The 21,779-nt window shown below is 54.4% G+C and carries 22 protein-coding genes; 12 read left to right on the forward strand and 10 right to left on the reverse strand.

Going from position 1 to position 21,779, the window contains the following annotated elements; translation table 11 throughout:
* Positions 1 to 125 precede the first annotated feature (125 nt).
* From glmS to PGR79_RS12020, 11 genes are all read left to right on the forward strand, one after another.
* Entirely contained in the window at positions 126 to 1,955 is a 1,830-nt protein-coding gene (glmS, locus tag PGR79_RS11970) for a glutamine--fructose-6-phosphate transaminase (isomerizing) (protein ID WP_113374104.1), read from the forward strand.
* Positions 1,956 to 2,122: 167 nt separating this feature from the next.
* A complete protein-coding gene (locus PGR79_RS11975) occupies positions 2,123 to 2,701 on the forward strand; it encodes a hypothetical protein (protein ID WP_430921741.1) in 579 nt (192 codons plus the stop codon).
* A 226-nt stretch (positions 2,702 to 2,927) separates the two neighbouring features.
* The gene (gene pstS / locus PGR79_RS11980) at positions 2,928 to 3,968 is read left to right on the forward strand and encodes a phosphate ABC transporter substrate-binding protein PstS (RefSeq protein WP_015369012.1); all 1,041 of its coding nucleotides are present in this window, start codon (positions 2,928 to 2,930) and stop codon (positions 3,966 to 3,968) included.
* A gap of 125 nt (positions 3,969 to 4,093) precedes the next feature.
* Positions 4,094 to 5,053 (forward strand): phosphate ABC transporter permease PstC, encoded by a 960-nt coding sequence (gene pstC / locus PGR79_RS11985; protein ID WP_015703914.1) that lies wholly within the window; start codon positions 4,094 to 4,096, stop codon positions 5,051 to 5,053.
* Entirely contained in the window at positions 5,053 to 5,943 is an 891-nt protein-coding gene (gene pstA, locus PGR79_RS11990) for a phosphate ABC transporter permease PstA (RefSeq protein WP_015369014.1), read from the forward strand. Before pstC ends, pstA begins: the two co-directional genes overlap by 1 nt.
* Before the next feature lie 46 nt (positions 5,944 to 5,989).
* Complete coding sequence (pstB, locus tag PGR79_RS11995) at positions 5,990 to 6,763, forward strand: phosphate ABC transporter ATP-binding protein PstB (protein ID WP_015369015.1); 774 nt, start codon at positions 5,990 to 5,992, stop codon at positions 6,761 to 6,763.
* Positions 6,764 to 6,812: 49 nt separating this feature from the next.
* Positions 6,813 to 7,538, forward strand: a complete 726-nt coding sequence (gene phoU, locus PGR79_RS12000; protein WP_004145007.1) for a phosphate signaling complex protein PhoU — start codon at positions 6,813 to 6,815, stop codon at positions 7,536 to 7,538.
* Between the two features lie 166 nt (positions 7,539 to 7,704).
* Entirely contained in the window at positions 7,705 to 7,905 is a 201-nt protein-coding gene (locus tag PGR79_RS12005) for a hypothetical protein (protein WP_081422713.1), read from the forward strand.
* Between the two features lie 110 nt (positions 7,906 to 8,015).
* On the forward strand, positions 8,016 to 9,650 hold the full coding sequence (locus PGR79_RS12010) for a carbohydrate porin (RefSeq protein ID WP_395226727.1): 1,635 nt from the start codon (positions 8,016 to 8,018) through the stop codon (positions 9,648 to 9,650).
* A gap of 42 nt (positions 9,651 to 9,692) precedes the next feature.
* Positions 9,693 to 10,859 carry an alpha/beta hydrolase-fold protein gene (locus tag PGR79_RS12015; protein WP_395226726.1) on the forward strand — a complete coding sequence of 389 codons (1,167 nt, stop codon included), beginning with the start codon at positions 9,693 to 9,695 and terminating at the stop codon, positions 10,857 to 10,859.
* A 49-nt stretch (positions 10,860 to 10,908) separates the two neighbouring features.
* Positions 10,909 to 11,628, forward strand: a complete 720-nt coding sequence (locus PGR79_RS12020; RefSeq protein ID WP_087858868.1) for a glucosamine-6-phosphate deaminase — start codon at positions 10,909 to 10,911, stop codon at positions 11,626 to 11,628.
* Positions 11,629 to 11,697: 69 nt separating this feature from the next.
* On the opposite strand, the gene yieH is transcribed toward PGR79_RS12020, so the two are convergent.
* Entirely contained in the window at positions 11,698 to 12,363 is a 666-nt protein-coding gene (gene yieH / locus PGR79_RS12025; RefSeq protein WP_113374101.1) for a 6-phosphogluconate phosphatase, read from the reverse strand.
* 170 nt (positions 12,364 to 12,533) lie between these two features.
* Between yieH and PGR79_RS12030 the strand changes: the two genes are divergently transcribed.
* The gene (locus PGR79_RS12030; RefSeq protein ID WP_015369021.1) at positions 12,534 to 13,871 is read left to right on the forward strand and encodes an NCS2 family permease; all 1,338 of its coding nucleotides are present in this window, start codon (positions 12,534 to 12,536) and stop codon (positions 13,869 to 13,871) included.
* Positions 13,872 to 13,916: 45 nt separating this feature from the next.
* Here the strand turns inward: PGR79_RS12030 and PGR79_RS12035 are convergent, their stop codons facing one another.
* The 9 genes from PGR79_RS12035 to rpmH form a co-directional block, all read right to left on the reverse strand.
* Positions 13,917 to 14,483: an NADPH-dependent FMN reductase gene (locus PGR79_RS12035; protein ID WP_045378124.1), complete on the reverse strand. Its 567-nt coding sequence runs from the start codon at positions 14,481 to 14,483 to the stop codon at positions 13,917 to 13,919.
* A gap of 37 nt (positions 14,484 to 14,520) precedes the next feature.
* Positions 14,521 to 15,105 carry a 4'-phosphopantetheinyl transferase family protein gene (locus tag PGR79_RS12040; protein WP_183269086.1) on the reverse strand — a complete coding sequence of 195 codons (585 nt, stop codon included), beginning with the start codon at positions 15,103 to 15,105 and terminating at the stop codon, positions 14,521 to 14,523.
* A gap of 309 nt (positions 15,106 to 15,414) precedes the next feature.
* Positions 15,415 to 16,374, reverse strand: coding sequence for an HTH-type transcriptional regulator YidZ (gene yidZ, locus PGR79_RS12045; protein ID WP_087858870.1), 960 nt, complete (start codon positions 16,372 to 16,374; stop codon positions 15,415 to 15,417).
* Positions 16,343 to 17,527: an MFS transporter gene (locus PGR79_RS12050; protein ID WP_113374100.1), complete on the reverse strand. Its 1,185-nt coding sequence runs from the start codon at positions 17,525 to 17,527 to the stop codon at positions 16,343 to 16,345. The genes yidZ and PGR79_RS12050 overlap by 32 nt, the downstream gene beginning before the upstream one ends.
* A 197-nt stretch (positions 17,528 to 17,724) precedes the next feature.
* Positions 17,725 to 19,089, reverse strand: coding sequence for a tRNA uridine-5-carboxymethylaminomethyl(34) synthesis GTPase MnmE (gene mnmE / locus PGR79_RS12055; protein ID WP_113374099.1), 1,365 nt, complete (start codon positions 19,087 to 19,089; stop codon positions 17,725 to 17,727).
* A 194-nt stretch (positions 19,090 to 19,283) separates the two neighbouring features.
* Positions 19,284 to 20,930 carry a membrane protein insertase YidC gene (yidC, locus tag PGR79_RS12060; protein WP_015369027.1) on the reverse strand — a complete coding sequence of 549 codons (1,647 nt, stop codon included), beginning with the start codon at positions 20,928 to 20,930 and terminating at the stop codon, positions 19,284 to 19,286.
* A gap of 2 nt (positions 20,931 to 20,932) precedes the next feature.
* Positions 20,933 to 21,190 (reverse strand): membrane protein insertion efficiency factor YidD, encoded by a 258-nt coding sequence (gene yidD, locus PGR79_RS12065; RefSeq protein ID WP_015703903.1) that lies wholly within the window; start codon positions 21,188 to 21,190, stop codon positions 20,933 to 20,935.
* Positions 21,154 to 21,513, reverse strand: a complete 360-nt coding sequence (rnpA, locus tag PGR79_RS12070; protein ID WP_015703902.1) for a ribonuclease P protein component — start codon at positions 21,511 to 21,513, stop codon at positions 21,154 to 21,156. Before rnpA ends, yidD begins: the two co-directional genes overlap by 37 nt.
* Positions 21,514 to 21,528: 15 nt before the next feature.
* Positions 21,529 to 21,669, reverse strand: coding sequence for a 50S ribosomal protein L34 (rpmH, locus tag PGR79_RS12075; protein WP_015369029.1), 141 nt, complete (start codon positions 21,667 to 21,669; stop codon positions 21,529 to 21,531).
* Between the last annotated feature and the right edge of the window lie 110 nt (positions 21,670 to 21,779).

Genomic DNA, 21,779 nt, shown 5'->3' on the forward strand with positions numbered 1-21,779 from the left:
GGTCCCCTTCCGCAAGCAGTACCATAAAAATAACCCCACTCTCTACAAGGCTCGGGGCGCCCGTAAAGGGCAAATACAGGTCAGCGACAACGCATGGCATATCGCCATTATCAGGAAATTTAACTATGTGTGGAATTGTTGGCGCAGTCGCGCAGCGTGATATTGCTGAAATCCTTCTCGAAGGTTTACGTCGTCTGGAATACCGTGGCTATGACTCTGCCGGTCTGGCTGTGGTCGATAACGAAGGTCATATGACCCGCGTTCGTCGTCTCGGTAAAGTTCAGATGCTGGCTCAGGCGGTAGAAGAGCAACCGTTACACGGCGGTACCGGGATTGCCCATACCCGCTGGGCGACGCACGGCGAGCCGTCTGAGAGCAATGCGCATCCGCATGTTTCTGAACATATTGCGGTGGTCCATAACGGGATCATCGAGAACCATGAGCCGCTGCGCGCCCTGCTGCAGTCCCGCGGCTATGTCTTCGTCTCTGAGACCGATACCGAAGTTATCGCGCATCTGGTGCACTGGGAGCTGGAACAGGGCGGCACTTTGCGTGAAGCCGTGCTGCGCGCAATCCCGCAGCTGCGCGGCGCCTATGGTACGGTGATCATGGATACCCGCGATCCGGGGACGCTGCTGGCGGCACGCTCAGGCAGCCCGCTGGTCATTGGCCTGGGCATGGGCGAAAACTTTATCGCTTCTGACCAGCTGGCGCTGCTGCCGGTGACCCGCCGCTTTATCTTCCTCGAAGAGGGCGATATTGCCGAAGTTACCCGTCGTACGGTGGTGATTTTCGATAAATCCGGCGCGGAAGTGAATCGCCAGGAGATCGAATCTAATCTGCAGTATGACGCCGGTGATAAGGGGATTTATCGCCACTATATGCAGAAAGAGATTTACGAGCAGCCGAACGCGATTAAGAACACCCTGACCGGGCGCATCAGCCATGGCGAGGTCGATCTCAGCGAACTGGGGCCGAATGCCAACGCGCTGCTGTCGCAGGTTGAGCATATCCAGATTGTTGCCTGCGGAACCTCGTATAACTCCGGGATGGTCTCCCGTTACTGGTTCGAAGCGTTAGCCGGCGTGCCGTGCGATGTCGAGATTGCTTCGGAATTCCGCTACCGCAAATCCGCGGTGCGCCGCAACAGCCTGATGATCACCCTCTCCCAGTCAGGTGAGACGGCGGATACCCTGGCGGCGCTGCGCCTCTCTAAAGAGCTCGGCTATCTGGGTTCGTTGGCCATCTGCAACGTTCCGGGCTCTTCGCTGGTGCGCGAGTCCGATCTGGCGTTGATGACCAAAGCCGGTACCGAAATCGGCGTGGCATCGACCAAAGCCTTTACCACTCAGCTGACCGTGCTGTTGATGCTGGTGGCGAAACTGGCGCGTCTCAAAGGCCAGGACGCGGCTATCGAGCAGGATATCGTGCATGGCCTGCAGGCGCTGCCGAACCGTATCGAGCAGATGCTGTCGCAGGATAAGCGCATCGAACAGCTGGCGGAACGTTTCTCCGATAAGCATCACGCGCTGTTCCTTGGCCGCGGCGATCAGTACCCGATCGCGCTGGAAGGGGCGCTGAAGCTGAAAGAGATCTCCTACATTCATGCTGAAGCTTATGCGGCGGGCGAGCTGAAACACGGCCCGCTGGCGCTGATTGATGCCGAAATGCCGGTCATCGTTGTGGCGCCGAACAACGAATTGTTGGAAAAACTGAAATCCAATATTGAAGAAGTTCGCGCCCGCGGCGGTGAACTGTACGTCTTCGCCGATGGAGACGCCGGTTTCAGCGGCAGCGACAACATGCACATCATCGAGATGCCCCATGTCGAAGAGGTGATTGCGCCGATCTTCTTTACCGTGCCGCTGCAGCTACTGGCTTATCACGTTGCGCTGATCAAAGGCACCGACGTTGACCAGCCGCGTAACCTGGCGAAATCGGTGACCGTAGAGTAATCAGGCTGTACGGACCGACACTCTTGTGAGTGACGCTATAATCCGGTATTTCTGCAAAGGGATACCGGATTTTTTATCTGCTATCAACGGTTGATTGTGTGTTTGCGGATAGAGTTACCGCCATTGCTTATAGAAACCAATGAAATTTACTCAGTGGCGATTCTAAAATGAAAAACTTATGTGGTAATAATTTCTTAGCGCTTCTCAAGCATGGTGTGGAAATCGATCAACTTATCAAGCGAAGAGATAGAGATGAGATCGCGCAGCATACAACAACAGATATGATGAGTTTGTCTCATGGGCAACGCTTATCACCTTCTCCGCTAGTTCCTGCTTGTATTTATTTGATATTAATTGTTATTTTTTCAGTTAATGCGGCTTTTATATTGCAGAGTCTCCAACTTACTCCGCCCCGTTTTCTGGCTTTCTACTTTCCGCTGCTATTAGGGGTTATTGTTATAACCAGCTTAGCTGCAGGGTTAGTAGGTCGAGGTCATGCTGTTGGATTACGTATTTTTATGTACCTATATCTCGCCAATTTGTTTGTTTTTTGTCTAGTCCTGGCGCTTGCCGTCATCGCAGATGAAGCTATTGCTGCCAATAAGGTCATTCTTTTTATGTGTGAGATAGCCATACTCTGGTTAGGCCGTAGATTGATGAATGGAACGGCTTTTACACTGTTTACGCTTTATCGCCGTACGATCAGGCTTGCTATGGTTGCCCAACATCTCAACGTTGCCAGATGATTTTACGCTATCCATAATCATGTAATAAAAGCCAAATCTTCCTGTCATATGACCAATAGATAAAATTTCAATGCATTGATATTATTGGTTTTATTTTGGCTTATCTTACTTTACCCCGGTATGTCATAAAACTGTCATAATTCGTACATTTTACTGTCACCTGTTTGTCCTATTTTGCTCACCATAGCTTCGAAACAACGGTTTACGAATCCCAGCAGGAGACATTATGAACGTTATGCGTACCACCGTCGCAACAGTTGTCGCCGCGACCTTATCGATGAGCGCTTTCTCTGCTTTCGCAGCAGCAAGCCTGACTGGCGCAGGTGCAACTTTCCCTGCTCCGGTGTATGCCAAATGGGCTGATACCTATCAGAAAGAAACGGGCAATAAAGTTAACTACCAGGGGATCGGTTCCTCTGGCGGCGTTAAACAGATTATTGCCAACACCGTGGATTTTGGTGCTTCTGATGCTCCTCTGGCTGATGACAAACTGGCGCAGGAAGGCCTGTTCCAGTTCCCGACCGTTATCGGCGGCGTGGTGCTGGCGGTTAACCTGCCGGGCGTTAAATCCGGCGAGCTGGTGCTCGATGGTAAAACCCTTGGCGACATCTATCTGGGTAAAATCAAAAAATGGGATGACGAAGCGATCGCTAAACTCAACCCTGGCCTGAAGCTGCCGGCTCAGAACATCGCCGTGGTTCGCCGCGCGGATGGTTCCGGTACTTCTTTCGTCTTCACCAGCTATCTGGCGAAAGTGAACGAAGAGTGGAAATCTAAAATTGGCGCAGGTTCTACCGTAAACTGGCCAACCGGCCTGGGCGGTAAAGGCAACGACGGTATCGCGGCCTTCGTTCAGCGTCTGCCGGGCGCTATCGGCTATGTCGAGTATGCTTACGCTAAGCAGAATAACCTGGCCTACACCAAACTGCTGTCTGCTGACGGCAAGCCGGTCAGCCCGACGGAAGACAACTTCGCTAATGCGGCGAAAGGTATCGACTGGAGCAAGTCCTTCGCTCAGGACCTGACTAACCAGAAAGGTGAAAATGCATGGCCGATCACCTCAACCACTTTCATCCTCGTCCACAAGGCCTCCAATAAGCCGGAGAATACCGCGGAAGTGCTGAAGTTCTTCGACTGGGCATATAAAAACGGCGGCAAAGAAGCGAATGCGCTGGATTACGCCAGCCTGCCGGACAGCGTGGTTGAGCAGGTTCGCGCCGCATGGAAAACCAACGTGAAAGACAGCAGCGGTAAAGCGCTGTACTAATACCCGCGGAATGTCGAGCTGCCGGCGAGCTTCCTGCAGCTCGAATTATTTCGGGTATAGCATTACCTTTGCCCATAAGCTCAGTAAAATGCTGGCTTTTTGGGCCCGAACTTAAAGAGTAACCTATGGCTGCAACCAAGCCGGCATTCAACCCTCCGGGGAAAAAGGGTGACATGATCTTCAGCGCGCTGGTGAAACTGGCTGCGCTGATTGTGCTATTGATGCTGGGTGGCATCATCGTTTCCCTCATCATCTCTTCATGGCCAAGTATTCAGAAATTTGGCTTTTCCTTTTTGTGGACCAAAGAGTGGGATGCGCCGAATGAAATCTTCGGTGCGCTGGTACCGATTTACGGGACTCTGGTTACCTCAATTATCGCGTTGTTGATCGCCGTTCCGGTGAGCTTCGGCATCGCGCTGTTCCTGACTGAACTCTCCCCAGCCTGGCTAAAACGCCCGCTGGGTATTGCTATTGAGCTGCTGGCGGCGATCCCGAGTATCGTATACGGCATGTGGGGCCTGTTTATTTTCGCCCCGCTGTTTGCGACTTACTTCCAGGAACCAGTCGGCAACGTCCTTTCGACGATCCCCTTTGTCGGTGCGCTGTTTGCCGGCCCGGCGTTCGGTATTGGCATCCTGGCGGCCGGCGTCATTCTGGCCATCATGATCATTCCTTATATCGCCGCCGTAATGCGCGATGTCTTCGAGCAGACTCCGGTGATGATGAAAGAGTCCGCATATGGGATCGGCTGCACCACGTGGGAGGTGATTTGGCGCATCGTGCTGCCGTTCACCAAAAACGGGGTGATCGGCGGCGTCATGCTCGGCCTGGGGCGCGCGCTGGGTGAAACCATGGCTGTCACCTTTATCATCGGTAACACCTATCAGCTAGACAGCGCTTCGTTGTATATGCCGGGCAACAGTATTACCTCGGCGCTGGCCAATGAATTCGCGGAAGCGGAAAGCGGCCTGCACGTAGCGGCGCTGATGGAACTGGGTCTGATCCTGTTCGTTATCACCTTTATCGTTCTGGCCGCGTCGAAGTTCATGATTATGCGTCTCGCTAAGAACGAGGGGGCACGCTAATGGCAACGATCGAATTGCAAACCACCGCCGCGCTGGCGGAATCCCGTCGCAAGATGCAGGCTAAGCGCCGCCTGAAGAACCGCATCGCCCTGACCCTGTCGATGGCGACTATGGCGTTTGGTCTCTTCTGGCTTATCTGGATCCTGATGTCGACCATCACGCGTGGCATCGACGGCATGAGTCTGGCGCTGTTTACCGAAATGACGCCGCCGCCGAATACCGCGGGCGGCGGTCTGGCGAATGCCCTGGCGGGCAGCGGCCTGCTGATCCTGTGGGCGACCGTTTTTGGTACGCCGCTTGGCATCATGGCCGGTATCTATCTGGCGGAGTACGGCAGAAAGTCGGTACTGGCGGAAATCATCCGCTTTATCAACGATATTCTGCTTTCCGCGCCATCTATCGTCGTGGGGCTGTTCGTCTACACCATCGTGGTGGCGCAGATGCAGCACTTCTCCGGCTGGGCGGGCGTTATCGCGCTGGCGCTGCTGCAGGTGCCAATCGTGATTCGTACCACTGAAAACATGCTGAAGCTGGTGCCGGATAGCCTGCGTGAAGCAGCCTATGCGCTGGGGACGCCGAAGTGGAAGATGATTTCCGCGATCACCCTTAAGGCGTCGGTATCCGGCATTATGACCGGTATCCTGCTGGCCATTGCCCGTATCGCCGGGGAGACGGCGCCGCTGCTGTTCACCGCGCTCTCCAACCAGTTCTGGAGCACCGATATGATGCAGCCGATCGCCAACCTGCCGGTGACCATTTTTAAATTTGCCATGAGTCCGTTCGCGGAATGGCAGCAACTGGCATGGGCCGGGGTATTGATTATCACCCTGTGCGTCTTGCTGCTGAATATTCTGGCGCGCGTTGTCTTCGCGAAGAAGAAACACGGTTAATTTTTGCGGCGCGGCCTAAGCGGCGCCGAATGAGGAAGAGATTGAGATGAGTATGGTGAACGCGAATCCGGGTAAAATTTCAGTTCGTGACCTGAACTTCTACTACGGCAAATTCCATGCCCTGAAGAACATCAACCTGGATATCGCTAAGAACCAGGTGACGGCGTTTATCGGCCCGTCAGGCTGCGGTAAATCCACTCTGCTGCGTACGTTCAACAAGATGTTTGAGCTGTACCCGGAGCAGCGTGCGGAAGGCGAAATTCTGCTGGATGGCGACAATATTCTCACCAATACCCAGGATATCGCGCTGCTGCGCGCGAAAGTAGGGATGGTATTCCAGAAGCCGACGCCGTTCCCGATGTCCATCTATGACAACATCGCCTTCGGCGTGCGCCTGTTTGAGAAGCTGTCGCGCGCCGATATGGACGAGCGCGTGCAGTGGGCGTTGACCAAAGCCGCATTATGGAATGAAACCAAAGATAAACTGCACCAGAGCGGGTATTCTCTCTCCGGTGGTCAGCAGCAGCGTCTGTGTATTGCCCGCGGTATCGCGATTCGCCCGGAAGTGCTGTTGCTCGATGAACCTTGCTCAGCGCTGGACCCCATCTCCACCGGGCGCATCGAGGAGCTTATCACCGAGCTGAAGCAGGATTACACCGTCGTTATCGTTACCCACAACATGCAGCAGGCTGCGCGTTGTTCCGACCATACGGCATTTATGTATCTTGGCGAGCTGATTGAATTCAGCAACACGGACGATCTGTTTACCAAGCCCGCGAAGAAACAAACTGAAGATTATATTACTGGCCGCTACGGTTGATTGCCCTTCTGCTTTCAGGTGCTAACCCGATGGGCAATCAGGAGACATCATGGATAACTTAAATCTTAATAAACATATTTCCGGCCAGTTCAACGCAGAACTGGAGTACATACGCACCCAGGTGATGACCATGGGTGGGCTGGTGGAGCAGCAGCTTTCTGATGCGATCACCGCGATGCACAATCAGGACAGCGATCTGGCGAAGCGCGTAATCGACGGCGACAAGCAGGTCAATATGATGGAAGTGGCGATCGACGAGGCCTGCGTGCGCATCATCGCTAAACGTCAGCCGACCGCCAGCGACCTGCGGCTGGTAATGGCGATCATCAAGACTATCGCCGAGCTGGAACGTATTGGCGACGTGGCGGATAAAATCTGCCGCACCGCGCTGGAGAAGTTTTCCCAGCAGCACCAGCCGCTGCTGGTGAGCCTGGAGTCGCTGGGCCGCCATACCGTGCAGATGCTGCATGATGTACTGGATGCCTTTGCGCGTATGGATCTCGATGAAGCGGTACGTATCTATCGCGAAGACAAGAAAGTCGACCAGGAGTATGAAGGCATCGTGCGTCAACTGATGACCTATATGATGGAAGATTCACGTACCATTCCGAGCGTCCTGACCGCGCTGTTCTGCGCGCGCTCCATCGAACGTATCGGCGATCGCTGCCAGAATATCTGCGAATATATTTTCTACTTCGTTAAAGGCCAGGATTTCCGTCACGTAGGCGGCGACGAACTGGATAAGCTGCTCGCGGGTAAAGATCCGAAAGAGTAAAGATCACGATGGTTGATTCTGGTAAAGGAGATTATCAGAATCAACTATGATTTTGCGCATAGCAGACATATTGCTGCGATTATCGTCACAATTAATACTCTGACTATTTGAGTTTTAAATTTTCTCGCGTAACAATCCCTCTCACTGACTGAGCGCTGAAGCTCAGATGGTTAAAATGGATTGTTACTGCGACAGCAGGCAAAACCTGATATTGCCCCAGGCGGCGATGTCAGGTTTTTTTGTTTTAGACGCTGAATGGTTTGCTGATAAGGGTTGTTACCGCAATGAGCGGGCAAAACCTGAAGAGGATTATCTGTTAATGCAGATGGTCTCCTTCAGGTTTTTTTTTGCTACTTATTCGGCATGAAAATAAAAGCTGCAGTTACGTGGAATGGTATTAGTGCAGTTTATTAAAAACATAACGCCATTTATTAATTACGTGTTTCATTTACGCCAATGCTTATATAAGGGATTATTATGATTAGAAGAAATATGATCGCTTCGGCGATGGTTTTGCTGGCGCCGCTTTCTTATTCAACAAATCTTATTGCCGGGCAACTTACGGTTGAACAACGGCTGGAGCTTCTGGAAAAAGCGCTTCAGGACACACAAAAAGAACTCAAGAAATATCAGGATCAGGAGAAAAAAAGGAACCAGGTCTGGGCCGCCTGGTCGCAACCGGTAAATAGCCAGAAGAGCCGGAGCGCGGAAGCGCCCACGGCGACCAAAGCGGCCGCTAAGCCGGATGCGGTGCTGGTCAAAAATGAACAATCCGAGCAGGGCGGTGAGCCTGCCTATAGCGCCATGACGCTGAAAGATTTTAGCAAATTCGTGAAAGATGAAATTGGCTTTAGCTATAACGGCTATTACCGTTCTGGCTGGGGAACTGCCTCGCACGGCTCGCCAAAATCGTGGGCCATCGGCTCGCTTGGCCGTTTGGGTAACGAGTATTCCGGCTGGTTTGATTTACAGCTTAAACAGCGCGTTTTTCAGGAAGGCGATAAACGTGTGGACGCCATCGTGATGCTCGATGGCAACGTGGGTCAGCAATATTCTACCGGCTGGTTTGGTGACAATGCCGGCGGCGAAAACTACCTTCAGTTCTCGGATATGTACGTCAACACCAAAGGCTTTCTGCCGTTTGCCCCGGAAGCGGATTTCTGGGTCGGTAAGCACGGCGCGCCGAAAATCGAGATCCAGATGCTGGACTGGAAAACGCAAAGAACCGATGCGGCAGCTGGCGTAGGGCTTGAAAACTGGAAGGTGGGCGCCGGTAAATTTGATATCGCGCTGGTGCGCGAAGACATCGATGACTACGACCGCTCTTTGACCAATAAGCAGCAAATTAATACCAATACCCTGGATGTACGTTACAAAGATATTCCGCTGTGGGATAAAGCCTCGCTGATGGTGAGCGGGCGCTATGTCGCTGCGAATCAGAGTTCATCAGAGAAATATAAAGAGGGGAATGAAGGTTACTATCAATGGAAAGATACCTGGATGGTGGGAACTTCGTTAACGCAGAAATTTGATAACGGCGGCTTTAACGAATTCTCATTATTACTGGCGAACAACTCCATCGCCAGCAGCTTCTCGCGCTATGCCGGATCGAGCCCGTATACCACCAATAATGGGCGTTATTATGGCGATCATACCAACGGCACCGCCGTACGCTTAACCTCACAGGGGGAAACCTATCTGCGCGATGATGTCATTATGGCTAATGCGATCGTTTATTCATTTGGTAATGACGTTTATAGCTATGAAACCGGCGCCCATTCAGATTTTGAATCTATTCGCGCCGTGGTTCGTCCGGCATATATCTGGAATAAATATAATCAGACCGGTGTTGAGCTGGGATACTTCAAACAGCAGAACAAAGATGTGATGGGGAAGAAATATAACGAATCCGGTTATAAGACCACCTTATTCCATACCTTCAAAGTTAATACCAGTATGCTGACCTCGCGCCCGGAAATCCGCTTTTATGCGACTTATATTAAAGCCGAAGATATCGACCTGGATAAGGCTGCTAACAATACCACCGCGGTTTTTGAAGATGGCAAGAACGACCAATTCGCCCTCGGCGCGCAGGCCGAAATTTGGTGGTAAGGCCGCAAGCTCCTGCTCATAAAAACGTAAAAAGGAATCAAAATGAAACGACATGCAATCTACTTCGCCCTGGCGCTGGCTGGCGCCACAATTACGGCGCACGCCGCTCCGCTGCCGACGATGCCTGATGCCGCCATTCCTGTCAGCCAGTATATTACTCAGGTGAATACGGATAACAGCGTGACTTTCCGGTTATTTGCCCCCGATGCCAGGCGCGTATCCGTCGTCACGGGATCGACGCCGGATACGTTTGTCTCTCATGACATGACCAAAGATACCCAGGGCGTATGGACGTGGAAAAGCGATCGCCTGGCCGCCAATCTTTATGAGTACTACTTCGATGTGGACGGTTTTCGTTCCGTCGATACCGGTAGCCGCTACCAGAAACCGCAGCGCCAGGTGAATACCAGCCTGATCCTGGTGCCCGGCAGCATTCTTGACGATCGGGCAGTCCCGCACGGCGATCTGCGTACCGTCACCTACCATTCGACGGCGCTTAAGTCAGAACGCCGCGTCTATGTCTGGACGCCGCCGGGCTATAACGGCAGCGGCGAACCGTTGCCGGTGCTCTATTTCTACCACGGTTTTGGCGATAGCGGCCTGTCGGCCATCGACCAGGGGCGCATCCCGCAAATGATGGATAACCTGCTGGCGGAGGGCAAAATCAAGCCGATGCTGGTGGTGGTGCCGGATACCGAAACCGATATTCCTCAAGCGATCGCGGAAAACTTCCCGCCGCAGGAGCGGCGTAAAAACTTCTATCCACTCAATGCGAAAGCCGCAGACAACGAACTGATGCACGACATCATTCCGCTGATCGATTCCCGATTTAACGTGCGTAAAGATGCCGACGGCCGGGCGCTGGCGGGGCTGTCGCAGGGCGGTTACCAGGCGCTGGTGTCCGGGATGAACCATCTTGAGAGCTTCGGGTGGCTTGCCACCTTTAGCGGGGTTACGACAACCACGGTTCCCGATGCTGGCGTGGAGGCGCAGTTGAATAATCCTGACGCCATCAATAAACAACTGCGTAACTTTACGCTGGTGGTTGGCGAAAAAGACGCCGTCACTGGCAAAGATATTGCCGGCCTGAAAAGCGAACTGGAAAAGCAGAAGATCAAATTTGATTACCACTCTTATCCCGGCCTGAATCATGAAATGGACGTCTGGCGTCCGGCCTATGCCGAGTTTGTGCAAAAGCTCTTTAAATAACCGTCAGGGGGCATGGCGCCCCCTGTCTCAACCAGTAAAGGAAGATGAGATGAAATTGATTGTGACGGAAGATTATGAAGAGATGAGCCTGGTCGCCTGCCATCATCTTTTAGGCTATATCACGGTGCCGCGACGGATGAATCTGGCGGTGACGGCGGGGAGTACGCCGAAGCGTATGTATGAGCATTTGACCGCCGCCATCAAAGGGAAATCATTCTATGATCGGGTTCACTATTACAACTTTGATGAGATTCCTTTTCGCGGCCAGCAGCGTGAAGGGGTGACGATTTCCAACCTGCGCCAGCTGTTTTTTACTCCAGCGCAAATCAAAGAAGACAACATCCATAAATTGACGCTGGAGAACGCGGCTCAACACGATCGCCGCCTCGAAGAGGCCGGCGGTCTTGACCTGGTCGTGCTGGGGCTGGGCGCCGACGGCCATTTTTGCGGCAACCTGCCGAACACTACACGTTTTCATGATGAGACGGTCGAAGTGCCGATTCAGGGGGATCTGATTGGCATTGTCGCGAACGGTGAGATGGGGGGCGATTTCAACGTGGTGCCGGATAGCTATGTCACCATGGGGCCGAAAAGCGTGATGGCGGCAAAAAACCTGCTGTTGATTGTCAGCGGCGCGGCGAAAGCGCAAGCGCTAAAGCAGGTGGTGGAAGGCCCGGTCAGCGAACAGGTACCGGCCTCTGTGCTCAAGTTGCACCCTTCGTTGGTGATTATTGCGGATAAAGCGGCTGCGGCGGAATTGCAGCACTAAAAAGCCGCTGGCCAGCGGGGCTACCGTTGTGACCAACCGTAGCCCGACCGAGCGTAGTGACGTCGGGTCTTAACGAGTAATATCCCAGCCACGCGCTCTCCACAATGCCGGCAGCTCAGCTAAATCGGTAAAGGTCGTTACTTTCGGATGATCGATCGGTTGGTTGTGCGGGTCGGCGCAGAAGTAAAAGACTTCCATACCCGCGGCGATCCCTGATTGGGCTCCCGCGCTGGAATCATCGACCAGAATACAGTTTTCGACTTGTACCTGCATGGCCTCTGCCGCATGGAACATCAGCGCCGGGTCGGGTTTCCAGCGCTGAATGTCGTAACCGCTGTACAGCCGGTCTGGGAAGTGGTGCAGCATCTGCGTTCTACCGAGCGAATGCTGCATTTTACTGACCGGGCCATTCGACACCACGCACATGGGGATCTTCACCGCGTCCAGCAGCGCAGCGGCGCCGGGGATGATCTCCAGCTCGCTATCGAACAGACGGGCGACTTCGGCGCGGTACACCGGCTCCAGGGTTTCTTTTTTCAGGTTAACGCCATATTCAGCGTTGATGGTGTCGATAATCTCGTACAGCTTAACGCCCTTGAAGCGCTTAAAAATTTCGGCTAAATCCAGCGTAATACCGAATTCCTGAAACATGTGAACATAGGCGCGTGAGCAAATCACCTCGCTATCGACCAGCGTGCCGTCACAATCGAAAAATACTGCTTGTGGTTGGGTCATACTCTTTCCAGTTTAACAAGTTTAACGTTTTCGTAATGCTCAATGCCGCGACGCAATCGTTGCCGTATAAGCAAAATAAATGAAAAAAATTACCATACAACCGCGCCTGGTGCCGTAATTTGGTATAGGATAGCCTCGAATTTTCCCTCCTTTACGTTCGGAAACCGATAATGAGTCAACAACCAACCAGCCAGTCTTCTGGCCAGGGTCTGCTGGAGCGCGTATTTAAACTGCGCGAGCACGGCACCACGGTGCGCACTGAAGCGATCGCCGGTTTCACCACGTTCCTGACGATGGTCTACATCGTCTTCGTGAACCCACAAATTCTTGGCGTGGCGGGTATGGATACCAGCGCTGTCTTTGTGACCACCTGTCTGATCGCGGCCTTCGGCAGCATCCTGATGGGGCTGTTCGCGAATCTGCCGGTAGCGCTGGCGCCAGCGATGGGGCTGAATGCCTTCTTTGCCTTCGTGGTGGTTCAGGCGATGGGCCTGCCGTGGCAGGTGGGAATGGGCGCGATTTTCTGGGGCGCCGTCGGCCTGCTGCTGCTGACCCTCTTCCGCGTTCGCTACTGGATGATTGCCAATATCCCGGTGAGCCTGCGCGTCGGTATCACCAGCGGTATCGGGCTGTTTATCGGCATGATGGGCCTGAAGAACGCTGGCGTTATCGTGGCGAACCAGGACACGTTGGTCAGCATTGGCAACCTGACTTCCCATAGCGTGCTGCTGGGCGTTCTCGGGTTCTTTATTATCGCTATCCTGGCATCGCGTAATATTCATGCCGCCGTTCTGGTCTCTATCGTCGTTACCACCCTGTTGGGCTGGATGCTCGGCGATGTGCACTACACCGGCATCGTCTCCGCGCCGCCGAGCGTAACCTCGGTTGTGGGTCAGGTCGATCTGGCCGGTTCGCTGAACCTTGGCCTGGCGGGCGTGATCTTCTCGTTCATGCTGGTTAACCTGTTCGACTCCTCCGGCACCCTGATTGGCGTCACCGATAAAGCCGGGCTGGCGGATGCGCAGGGTAAATTCCCGCGCATGAAGCAGGCGCTGTTTGTCGATAGCGTGTCGTCCGTCGCCGGCTCCTTTATTGGCACCTCTTCGGTTACGGCCTATATCGAATCCTCCTCCGGCGTTTCCGTTGGCGGGCGTACCGGCCTGACCGCCGTTGTCGTGGGTATCCTGTTCCTGCTGGTCATCTTCCTGTCGCCGCTGGCGGGGATGGTTCCGGCCTACGCCGCCGCCGGGGCGCTGATTTACGTTGGCGTGCTGATGACCTCAAGCCTGGCGCGCGTGAAGTGGGATGACCTGACGGAAGCGGTACCGGCGTTTATCACCGCGGTGATGATGCCGTTCAGCTTCTCGATTACCGAAGGTATCGCCCTGGGCTTTATTTCCTACTGCGTGATGAAGATTGGTACCGGCCGTCTGCGTGAACTCAGCCCGTGCGTGATTATCGTTTCGCTGCTGTTCGTGCTGAAAATTGTCTTTATCGATGCGCATTGATCCGCACACATGATGAGAAAGCCCGGCATCGCTGCCGGGCTTTTTTTATGCTTTAACCCGCTGAATATAATCGCCAAAGGCGGTCAATTGGCCGCGCAGATGGTCCAGCGTGCTCTGATCGACCACTTCCCCTGCCTGCGGATCGACTTTGTTCTGAATCACGCCGCCCATAAACTCCGGCTTGTTCATCACCATCGCATCGAGGAAGACCAGAATCTGGCGCAGATGATACTGACAACGCGCCCCGCCGATAGCGCCCATTGAGCTGGTCTGGATCAGCACCGGCTTACCGGCCAGCGGCTGTTCCGGCAGACGTGAGAGCCAGTCGATGGCGTTCTTCAGGCCGCCGGGTACCGAGTAGTTATATTCCGGGGTAACGATCACCACGCCGTCCGCTTCGCGGATTTGTTTCGCGATCTCCTGCACGCTCTGCGGGAACCCCTCTTCCTGTTGGATATCGGCATCGTACAGCGGAATATCGCCGATCGACGGCAGCGCGGAGATTTCCATGCCCGCAGGCGCAATGCCTGGCAGCGTGCGCGCAACCATGGCATTAAAAGAACCTTTGCGCAGACTTCCGAGTAACGTAACAACTTTCAACGTATCAGACATGAGTGCTCCTTTGCATCATGATGGCCGGCTAAACCGGTCAGTTGAGGGAGAATACTTTTTCTACCGGTAAGCTGGTAAAGCGCATCAGGCGCGCGTCAGTCTCTTTGGCGCGCGTTTGCGCATCAGGCAGGCAGCGCCAGCCCTCTTTACTATCAAATTCCCAGACCTTCAGCGGCCCGATATTCGGGGTGACGGCGATTGACCACACCAGCAGCGTCTCAGCATCGCAGATGGCTTCAATCGATTGGGTGCCAGCGGTACGCAGGCGACCAGACCCCGGCAGCAGTTGTACTCGCACGGGGGCTTCACCGGTGAGCTTCAGCACGCTTCGGCGCAGCGCCACCAGTTGAGCGCGGGCTTCATCCGGATCGTGCTGGATGTTAATCCATAAATTCTCATTGCTATTGAAGACATAGCGATCGGCGGCATGCAGAGGATGGACGCCACGCGAGGCGTGCTGCAGTTCCATATCGAGACCGCAGTCACCTTCGGTCGTCAGCGCTACGCCGACGATATTCCCGGCATAAGAGATGGAAAAGCGGGGAAGGTGGGGATCGCGAAATACGGGCCGTCCACTGGGTTCGCTGATGATTTCCGGCAGCTCGCCGATACCATAAAGCATGAAAAGCAGTTCAGCGAGCAGCGAACGCGAGGCGCGATAGCGGCTCTGTCGGTATTCGGGTAGGTTACGTGCGGATTGATGACATGCCGCCGACAAACGCGTCGATAGCGGCTCCCTGGTGTTGAGTATCCCTCTTGCAAAATGCGTTGCCATTCGTCGCTCCGTGATTAATGGTCAGAGATAAAAATTGTGAATGATATTATCGCTCACAATGAGCAGGTTTTAATGCGGAAATTCTTCCTTGAGAAGGGATAATGTCTGACTTTTACAATTTCTTGCGCAACAACGTGAGGATGATGGGCAATTTCCCTACAGTGTATTGGAATAGAGCTGTTTAAGGGTCTCTCTGAGCCATACGATCTTTGGATTATAGCTATTACGCTTATGCCACAGCAGGGTGAACGGCACGCGCATTTTTTCCAGCAGCTGCGGCTCCAGCGGCAGCGGGCGTGATACCAGCGGCAGATGATGCTGCTGATTATAGTGCTGACAATAGCGCGGCGCGGTGGCTATCATGGTGTGATTCGGCTGCGCCGCCATGAACAGCGACTGTTCAAAGCCGGGCAGAGTCAGCGCGACGGTCCGTTTGTAGCCCAGGTCATGCAGCACATCATCCAGCGCCCAGGTGTCGCTTTGTTCCCAGCAGATATTGATGTGCGGATAGCGCAGGAAAGCCGCCAGGTTCCACTCTTCATTGAGCGCCGGATGATCGGCGCGCAGCCACACCTGCGGCAGGTCGCTAAACAGGACATCAAAATCGATATACCACGGCAGCAGGCTCAACTGTTCGCGCGAACGCGGATGGGTTTCCCGGCCGCAAAAACCGATATCAACCTCGCCGCGAATAATGGCATCCAGCGAGTCGTAATCCCAGTTGCGTAAACGGATCAGCGCCTGTGGATAACGTTGATAAATTTGCTGGGAGAGGGTGTTGAACAGGATCATCAGCAGCGGCGATTCCGCCGCCAGCTCGAACTTCAGGCCGCTTGGCATGGTATGGTGCGGTTTATCGAGGATCTGATTGCCCATCTGCATCCAGTCGGCAAGATCCTGCTCCATGCTGCTCATTAACGGCGTTGGCGCCAGCCCTAGTGGGGTTTTAACAAATAGCGGATCGTCAAACCAGGCGCGTAGCTTGGCCAGTGATTTACTCACCGCCGACGGCGAAACGTTCATCCGTTTCGCCGTGCGGGTGACGCTGCGCTCCTGGGTCAGAAGCTGCAGACATAGCAGTAAGTTAAGATCGAGACTCGACAGGGATTTCTTCATTATCTTGCGTCGCGCGCGCCGGCGAGACGACCAGTATCAGAACAATACTGACTATGCTACAGGCAATGAGTATCCCGATCAGCATATTCATGGCGCTCAGCCCGATGATAGCCGCCAGCCAAATCCACAGCGAAGAACCACAGACCTGAGCGATGCCGAGAGCGGAGCTGGCGACGCCCGCCCGCAACGTGAAAGGCCCCAACGCCTGGCTCATCGCGACGCCAAAGCCAACCGAGAAACCCGCGCAGATCATGCCTAATCCCAGCATGGTGATGGGCTGGCTGGCGGCGAGGCTCAATACCACGCCAGCGACAAGGAACAACGTCTGCGAGGTCAGCATCAGGGTGCGCGGTTTAAACAGCGTCAGGGCAAACGGCGTGGAGAACGACACGGCCATGCTGACCATTGCCATCAGCGCCATCGCCATTGAATAAGTTCCGCGGTCGAAACCCATTTCTTCCATCATCAGTACCGGTGAGACGTTTACGTAGGTCAGAATTGCGGTGACGCTGAGAGTCGTAATGACTATACGGCTGAGGAAAAAACGGTTTAGCAGCGACTCTGCGGCGCCATTGTGCTGTGCGCCTGCATGAAAATGCGTTGCCGGGCGCGTCTCACGCAGGATAAACACCGACAATAACCCTACCATCACCCCCATGCCTGTCATGGTGTAGAACAGGCTCTGCCACGGATATTTCAACATGATCAGATGGCCAAGTACCGGCGCGAGGACGGGAATAATGCAGGTAATGCCATTAAGCAGCGACAGTACCTTGGCGCGGCGGCGCTCGTCCAGCGTATCGCGCAGAACGGCAAAAGCGACGACGTAGCAGCTTCCCGCGCCGATCCCCTGGATAAAGCGGCCGATCAGGAAATGCGTGCTGTTATGCGCCTGCGAGCACAGTAGCGAGGCCAGTATGAAGGTGATGGCGCCGAAAATCGCGACCGGTTTACGCCCGGATTTATCCGCCGCGCGCCCGGCAAAAAGCATCGCGGTAGCCATGCCGGCTAAATAGACCGAGAAGGCGATATGCAGCTGCGCCTCGCTGGCGCCAAGATCCTGGGCGATACGCGGTAGGCCGACCAGATACATATCAATGCCGGATGGATAGAGCAGTACCAATGCGAAACTGCAGATAAGAAAGCGTGCCATAGGACCCTCGCAATAAGAATGGCGTACAGCATAGTGGCTAGCGCCAGGGAGTACGAGTTGCCATTTGGACAACACTCTTTTCCTGAAAGGAAAAACGGGTTATTGCCTCACAGAGTTGATGTGATTAAGGCAATCAAATAAAAAAAACCGCCATAACAGAACGTTATGGCGGGTTAGTAGATGCTTACCAGTAACGCTTACTTACCGATACAGAAACTGGAGAAGATGCGGCCCAGCAGGTCGTCAGAGGTAAATTCGCCGGTGATTTCGCTTAATGCCTGTTGCGACAGACGCAGCTCCTCCGCCAGCAGCTCCCCGGCCCACGCGCCCAGCAGCTGGGCCTTGCCCTGCTGCAGATGGTTCGCCGCCGCTTCCAGCGCCTGCAGGTGGCGACGACGGGCGAGGAAACCGCCTTCCATGTTGGTATCGAAGCCCATGCTCTGCTTAAGGTGGTTGCGTAGCACCTCGACCCCTTCACCGGTACGCGCCGACAGGCGGATCAGTGAGTGGCCATTTACTTCGCAGAGCCCCAGCGCTTCGCCGGTGACGTCGGCTTTATTACGCACCACGGTAATCGGCAGCTTAGCCGGCAGGCGCTCGATAAAGTCCGGCCAGATCTCCGCCGGGTCAACGGCGCTGGTGGTGGTGCCGTCGACCATAAACAGCACCCGATCCGCCTGTTCAATTTCCTGCCAGGCGCGTTCGATGCCGATGCGCTCCACTTCATCACTGGCGTCACGAAGGCCTGCGGTATCGATGATATGCAGCGGCATACCGTCGATGTGAATATGTTCGCGCAGTACGTCGCGGGTGGTGCCGGCGATATCGGTGACGATCGCCGCTTCGCGTCCGGCCAGCGCGTTGAGCAGGCTTGATTTACCGGCGTTTGGCCGTCCGGCGATCACCACTTTCATCCCTTCACGCAGCAGGCTGCCCTGACGGGCTTCGGCGCGGACGGCATCGAGATCGGCGATCACGTCGTTCAGTTGGGCTTCAATTTTACCATCGGAGAGGAAATCAATTTCTTCATCCGGGAAATCAATCGCCGCTTCCACGTAGATGCGCAGGTGAGTGAGTGCTTCCACTAGATGGTTCACACGCGCGGAGAAGGCCCCTTGCAAGGAGTTCAACGCCGAACGGGCCGCCTGCTCTGAGCTGGCGTCGATAAGATCGGCGATGGCCTCTGCCTGCGCCAGGTCGAGCTTGTCGTTGAGGAACGCGCGCTCGGAAAACTCGCCCGGATTGGCGATGCGAACGCCGGGTAACGTCAGAATACGTTTGAGCAGCAGATCCAGAATGACCGGGCCGCCGTGGCCCTGCAGTTCGAGGACATCTTCGCCAGTAAAGGAGTTGGGTCCCGGGAACCACAGCGCAATCCCCTGATCCAGCGGCGTACCGTCGGCGTCTTTAAACGGCAGATAGTCGGCATAGCGCGGCTTCGGCAGCTTGCCGAGTACCGCCTGCGCGACGTCGCGCGCCTTAAGGCCGGAGATACGCAGGATGCCCACACCCCCGCGTCCCGGAGGGGTTGCCTGGGCGACGATAGTGTCGTTATGGCTCATGGTGACTCTCTATGTAGATGTAAAAAAGGCGGTCCATTGACCGCCTTCTCTGGCATTAACGTTACCGTAGATACTCGAAATAATTCAAGTTGCAGAAAGGCGGCAAGTTAGTGAGGCCCCAGGAGCTTACTGTAGTAAGTGACTGGGGCGAACTAATGAAGCCAACGCATCTGCGGCTTGAAGAATGAAGAGTATCAGGATTTTTTCTTCTCGCGGCTATGTAGGCCACGCTTCTCCAGACCACGGTAAATCAGCTGCTGCTGAATAATGGTTACCAGGTTGCTGACGATGTAGTACACCACCAGACCAGACGGGAACCACAGGAAGAACACCGTGAAGATGACCGGCATAAAGGTCATGATCTTCTGCTGCATCGGGTCGGTCACGGTGGTCGGCGACATCTTCTGGATGAAGAACATGGTCGCGCCCATGATGATCGGCAGGATGTAGTACGGGTCTTGCGCGGACAGGTCATGGATCCACAGGATAAACGGCGCATGACGCAGTTCAACCGAGGCGCTCAGCATGTAGTACAGCGCAAGGAAGATTGGCATCTGAATAATCAGCGGGAAGCAGCCACCCAGCGGGTTAACTTTTTCTGCTTTATACAGCGCCATCATTTCCTGGCTTTGACGTTGTTTATCGTCGCCCAGACGCTCGCGCATTGCCTGAATCTTCGGCTGCAGCATACGCATCTTCGCCATGGAGGTGTACTGCGCTTTAGTCAGCGGGTACATGATGCCACGAACGATAAAGGTGATGACGATAATTGAGAAGCCCCAGTTGCCGAGGAAGCCGTGGATGAATTTCAGCAGCTTAAACAGCGGTTGGGAGATGAACCACAACCAGCCGTAGTCGACGGTCAGATCCAGGTGCGGCGCGACGGCAGCCATTTTATCCTGCAGAGCCGGGCCGACCCACAGCACGCTTTCCAGCTTGTCGGTTTGACCTGGCTGCACCAGTACCGGCTGCGATTTGTAGCCGATAGCGACAACGCCATTACCGAGGTTAGCGGTATAGAAGTTGTTGGTGCCGTTGTTATGCGGAACCCACGCGGTGGTGAAGTACTGCTGCAACATCGCCACCCAACCGTCTTTGGTGCTGACGTTCAGGTTTTCGTTGTCGACGATAGTATCGAATTTATATTTTTCGTATTTCGAATCAGCAGTGGAGTACGCCGCGCCACGGAAGGTGTGCATGGTAGACAGACCGCCGGTTTGCGTATCGCGGCTCGATGGCAGCGCTGCTGTTTGCTTGAGCTGACCGAAGGAGGAGATCTCCAGCGGTTTTTCGCCGACGTTTTTCACGTTGTAGCCAACGTTCACCGCATAATCACCGCGTTTCAGGGTGAAGGTTTTGGTGAAGACGTTGCCCGCTTTGTCGGTGTAGGTCAGCGGAATAACGATTTCGTTCTGGCCGTCTGCCAGTACATACGCATCTTTATCAGCGTTATACAGCGGACGCGGGCCGTTAGCCGGGTTATCCGGGCCGTCACGACCGGTTAAGCCGCTCTGTGCCTGATAGATAAACTGTGGCGTGGTTTCCAGTAACTGGAACGGTTCAGTAGATTTCAGCGCTTTCGGGTAAGCCGGAAGCAGCGCTTGCTCAACATCACCACCGCTGGTGTTGATGGTCAGATCAAGCACATCAGTTTTAACCGTAATCAGTTTCCCCTGGCCACTGGCCGGTACGCCCTGGTCTGCGGCGCTACCCGCTGCTGTGGTCGTAGTCTGCGTGGTCTGCTGCTGGGTTTGCGGATTTTTGTCCTGCTCCCAGGCTTGCCAGATCATGAAAGACACGAACAACAAAGCGATGATAAGAAGATTGCGTTGCGAATCCATCGTTAGTGTTCTCTGGTATCAAATGGTCCAGGCGGGACGGGGTCGTCACCACCAGGGTGTAAAGGGTGGCATTTTAATACGCGTTTCACCGTCAACCAACTGCCTTTTATCACTCCAAACCTGCGCAATGCCTCAATTCCGTATTGAGAACAGGTTGGCGTGAAACGACAGTGCGGCCCGAGTAGCGGACTAATCAGGCGCTGATAGACCCTGATAAGGCCTATCAGGACCCGCGAGCCAGGCGACAATGGCGGCGCCATAATTTTTCCAACGCTTCCGAGAGAGCACGGTTATCGAGGTCGGCAACCCCTTTCTTTGCCACCACCACGAAATCCATTGGCGGGAGTTCATGTTGACGTAAACGGAAGCTTTCACGCGTCAGACGTTTAATCCGATTGCGTTCATGCGCGCGCTTAACGTTTTTCTTGGCGACGGTAAGACCGATGCGGGGATGCCCCAGCGAATTCAGGCGGCCGAGGATGGTGATTTGCGGCGTGCCAGCCCGTTGTGGCTGCTGGAAGACGAAAGTGAAATGACTGGGAGTTAACAAACGTAACTCCCTGGGAAATGCTAGCTTAACCACGCAGGGTTAGCTTTATTACTTGGAAACGGTCAGACGAGCGCGGCCTTTAGCACGACGACGTGCCAGAACCTGACGACCATTTTTATTAGCCATACGAGCACGGAAGCCGTGAGAACGGTTGCGCTTCAGTACAGACGGTTGAAAAGTGCGTTTCATGGCGATTTCTACCTAAACTTGAATAAATTCACTGACTTTTGCGTAGACCCGAACGAACTTCGAACGACTTACGCCTCAGCGTGGGTGATTAAAGAGGCCGGATTGTAATA

Source organism: Klebsiella sp. 141161 (assembly GCF_050600815.1).
Classification (GTDB): Bacteria; Pseudomonadota; Gammaproteobacteria; order Enterobacterales; family Enterobacteriaceae; genus Klebsiella; species Klebsiella aerogenes.

Coding starts and splice junctions, on each gene's coding strand:
- glmS (WP_113374104.1), top strand. CDS start 126: ATGTGTGGAATTGTTGGCGCAGTCGCGCAGCGTGATATTGCTGAAATC.
- PGR79_RS11975 (WP_430921741.1), top strand. CDS start 2,123: ATGAAAAACTTATGTGGTAATAATTTCTTAGCGCTTCTCAAGCATGGT.
- pstS (WP_015369012.1), top strand. CDS start 2,928: ATGAACGTTATGCGTACCACCGTCGCAACAGTTGTCGCCGCGACCTTA.
- pstC (WP_015703914.1), top strand. CDS start 4,094: ATGGCTGCAACCAAGCCGGCATTCAACCCTCCGGGGAAAAAGGGTGAC.
- pstA (WP_015369014.1), top strand. CDS start 5,053: ATGGCAACGATCGAATTGCAAACCACCGCCGCGCTGGCGGAATCCCGT.
- pstB (WP_015369015.1), top strand. CDS start 5,990: ATGAGTATGGTGAACGCGAATCCGGGTAAAATTTCAGTTCGTGACCTG.
- phoU (WP_004145007.1), top strand. CDS start 6,813: ATGGATAACTTAAATCTTAATAAACATATTTCCGGCCAGTTCAACGCA.
- PGR79_RS12005 (WP_081422713.1), top strand. CDS start 7,705: ATGGTTAAAATGGATTGTTACTGCGACAGCAGGCAAAACCTGATATTG.
- PGR79_RS12010 (WP_395226727.1), top strand. CDS start 8,016: ATGATTAGAAGAAATATGATCGCTTCGGCGATGGTTTTGCTGGCGCCG.
- PGR79_RS12015 (WP_395226726.1), top strand. CDS start 9,693: ATGAAACGACATGCAATCTACTTCGCCCTGGCGCTGGCTGGCGCCACA.
- PGR79_RS12020 (WP_087858868.1), top strand. CDS start 10,909: ATGAAATTGATTGTGACGGAAGATTATGAAGAGATGAGCCTGGTCGCC.
- yieH (WP_113374101.1), bottom strand. CDS start 12,363: ATGACCCAACCACAAGCAGTATTTTTCGATTGTGACGGCACGCTGGTC.
- PGR79_RS12030 (WP_015369021.1), top strand. CDS start 12,534: ATGAGTCAACAACCAACCAGCCAGTCTTCTGGCCAGGGTCTGCTGGAG.
- PGR79_RS12035 (WP_045378124.1), bottom strand. CDS start 14,483: ATGTCTGATACGTTGAAAGTTGTTACGTTACTCGGAAGTCTGCGCAAA.
- PGR79_RS12040 (WP_183269086.1), bottom strand. CDS start 15,105: ATGCTTTATGGTATCGGCGAGCTGCCGGAAATCATCAGCGAACCCAGT.
- yidZ (WP_087858870.1), bottom strand. CDS start 16,374: ATGAAGAAATCCCTGTCGAGTCTCGATCTTAACTTACTGCTATGTCTG.
- PGR79_RS12050 (WP_113374100.1), bottom strand. CDS start 17,527: ATGGCACGCTTTCTTATCTGCAGTTTCGCATTGGTACTGCTCTATCCA.
- mnmE (WP_113374099.1), bottom strand. CDS start 19,089: ATGAGCCATAACGACACTATCGTCGCCCAGGCAACCCCTCCGGGACGC.
- yidC (WP_015369027.1), bottom strand. CDS start 20,930: ATGGATTCGCAACGCAATCTTCTTATCATCGCTTTGTTGTTCGTGTCT.
- yidD (WP_015703903.1), bottom strand. CDS start 21,190: ATGGCGCCGCCATTGTCGCCTGGCTCGCGGGTCCTGATAGGCCTTATC.
- rpmH (WP_015369029.1), bottom strand. CDS start 21,669: ATGAAACGCACTTTTCAACCGTCTGTACTGAAGCGCAACCGTTCTCAC.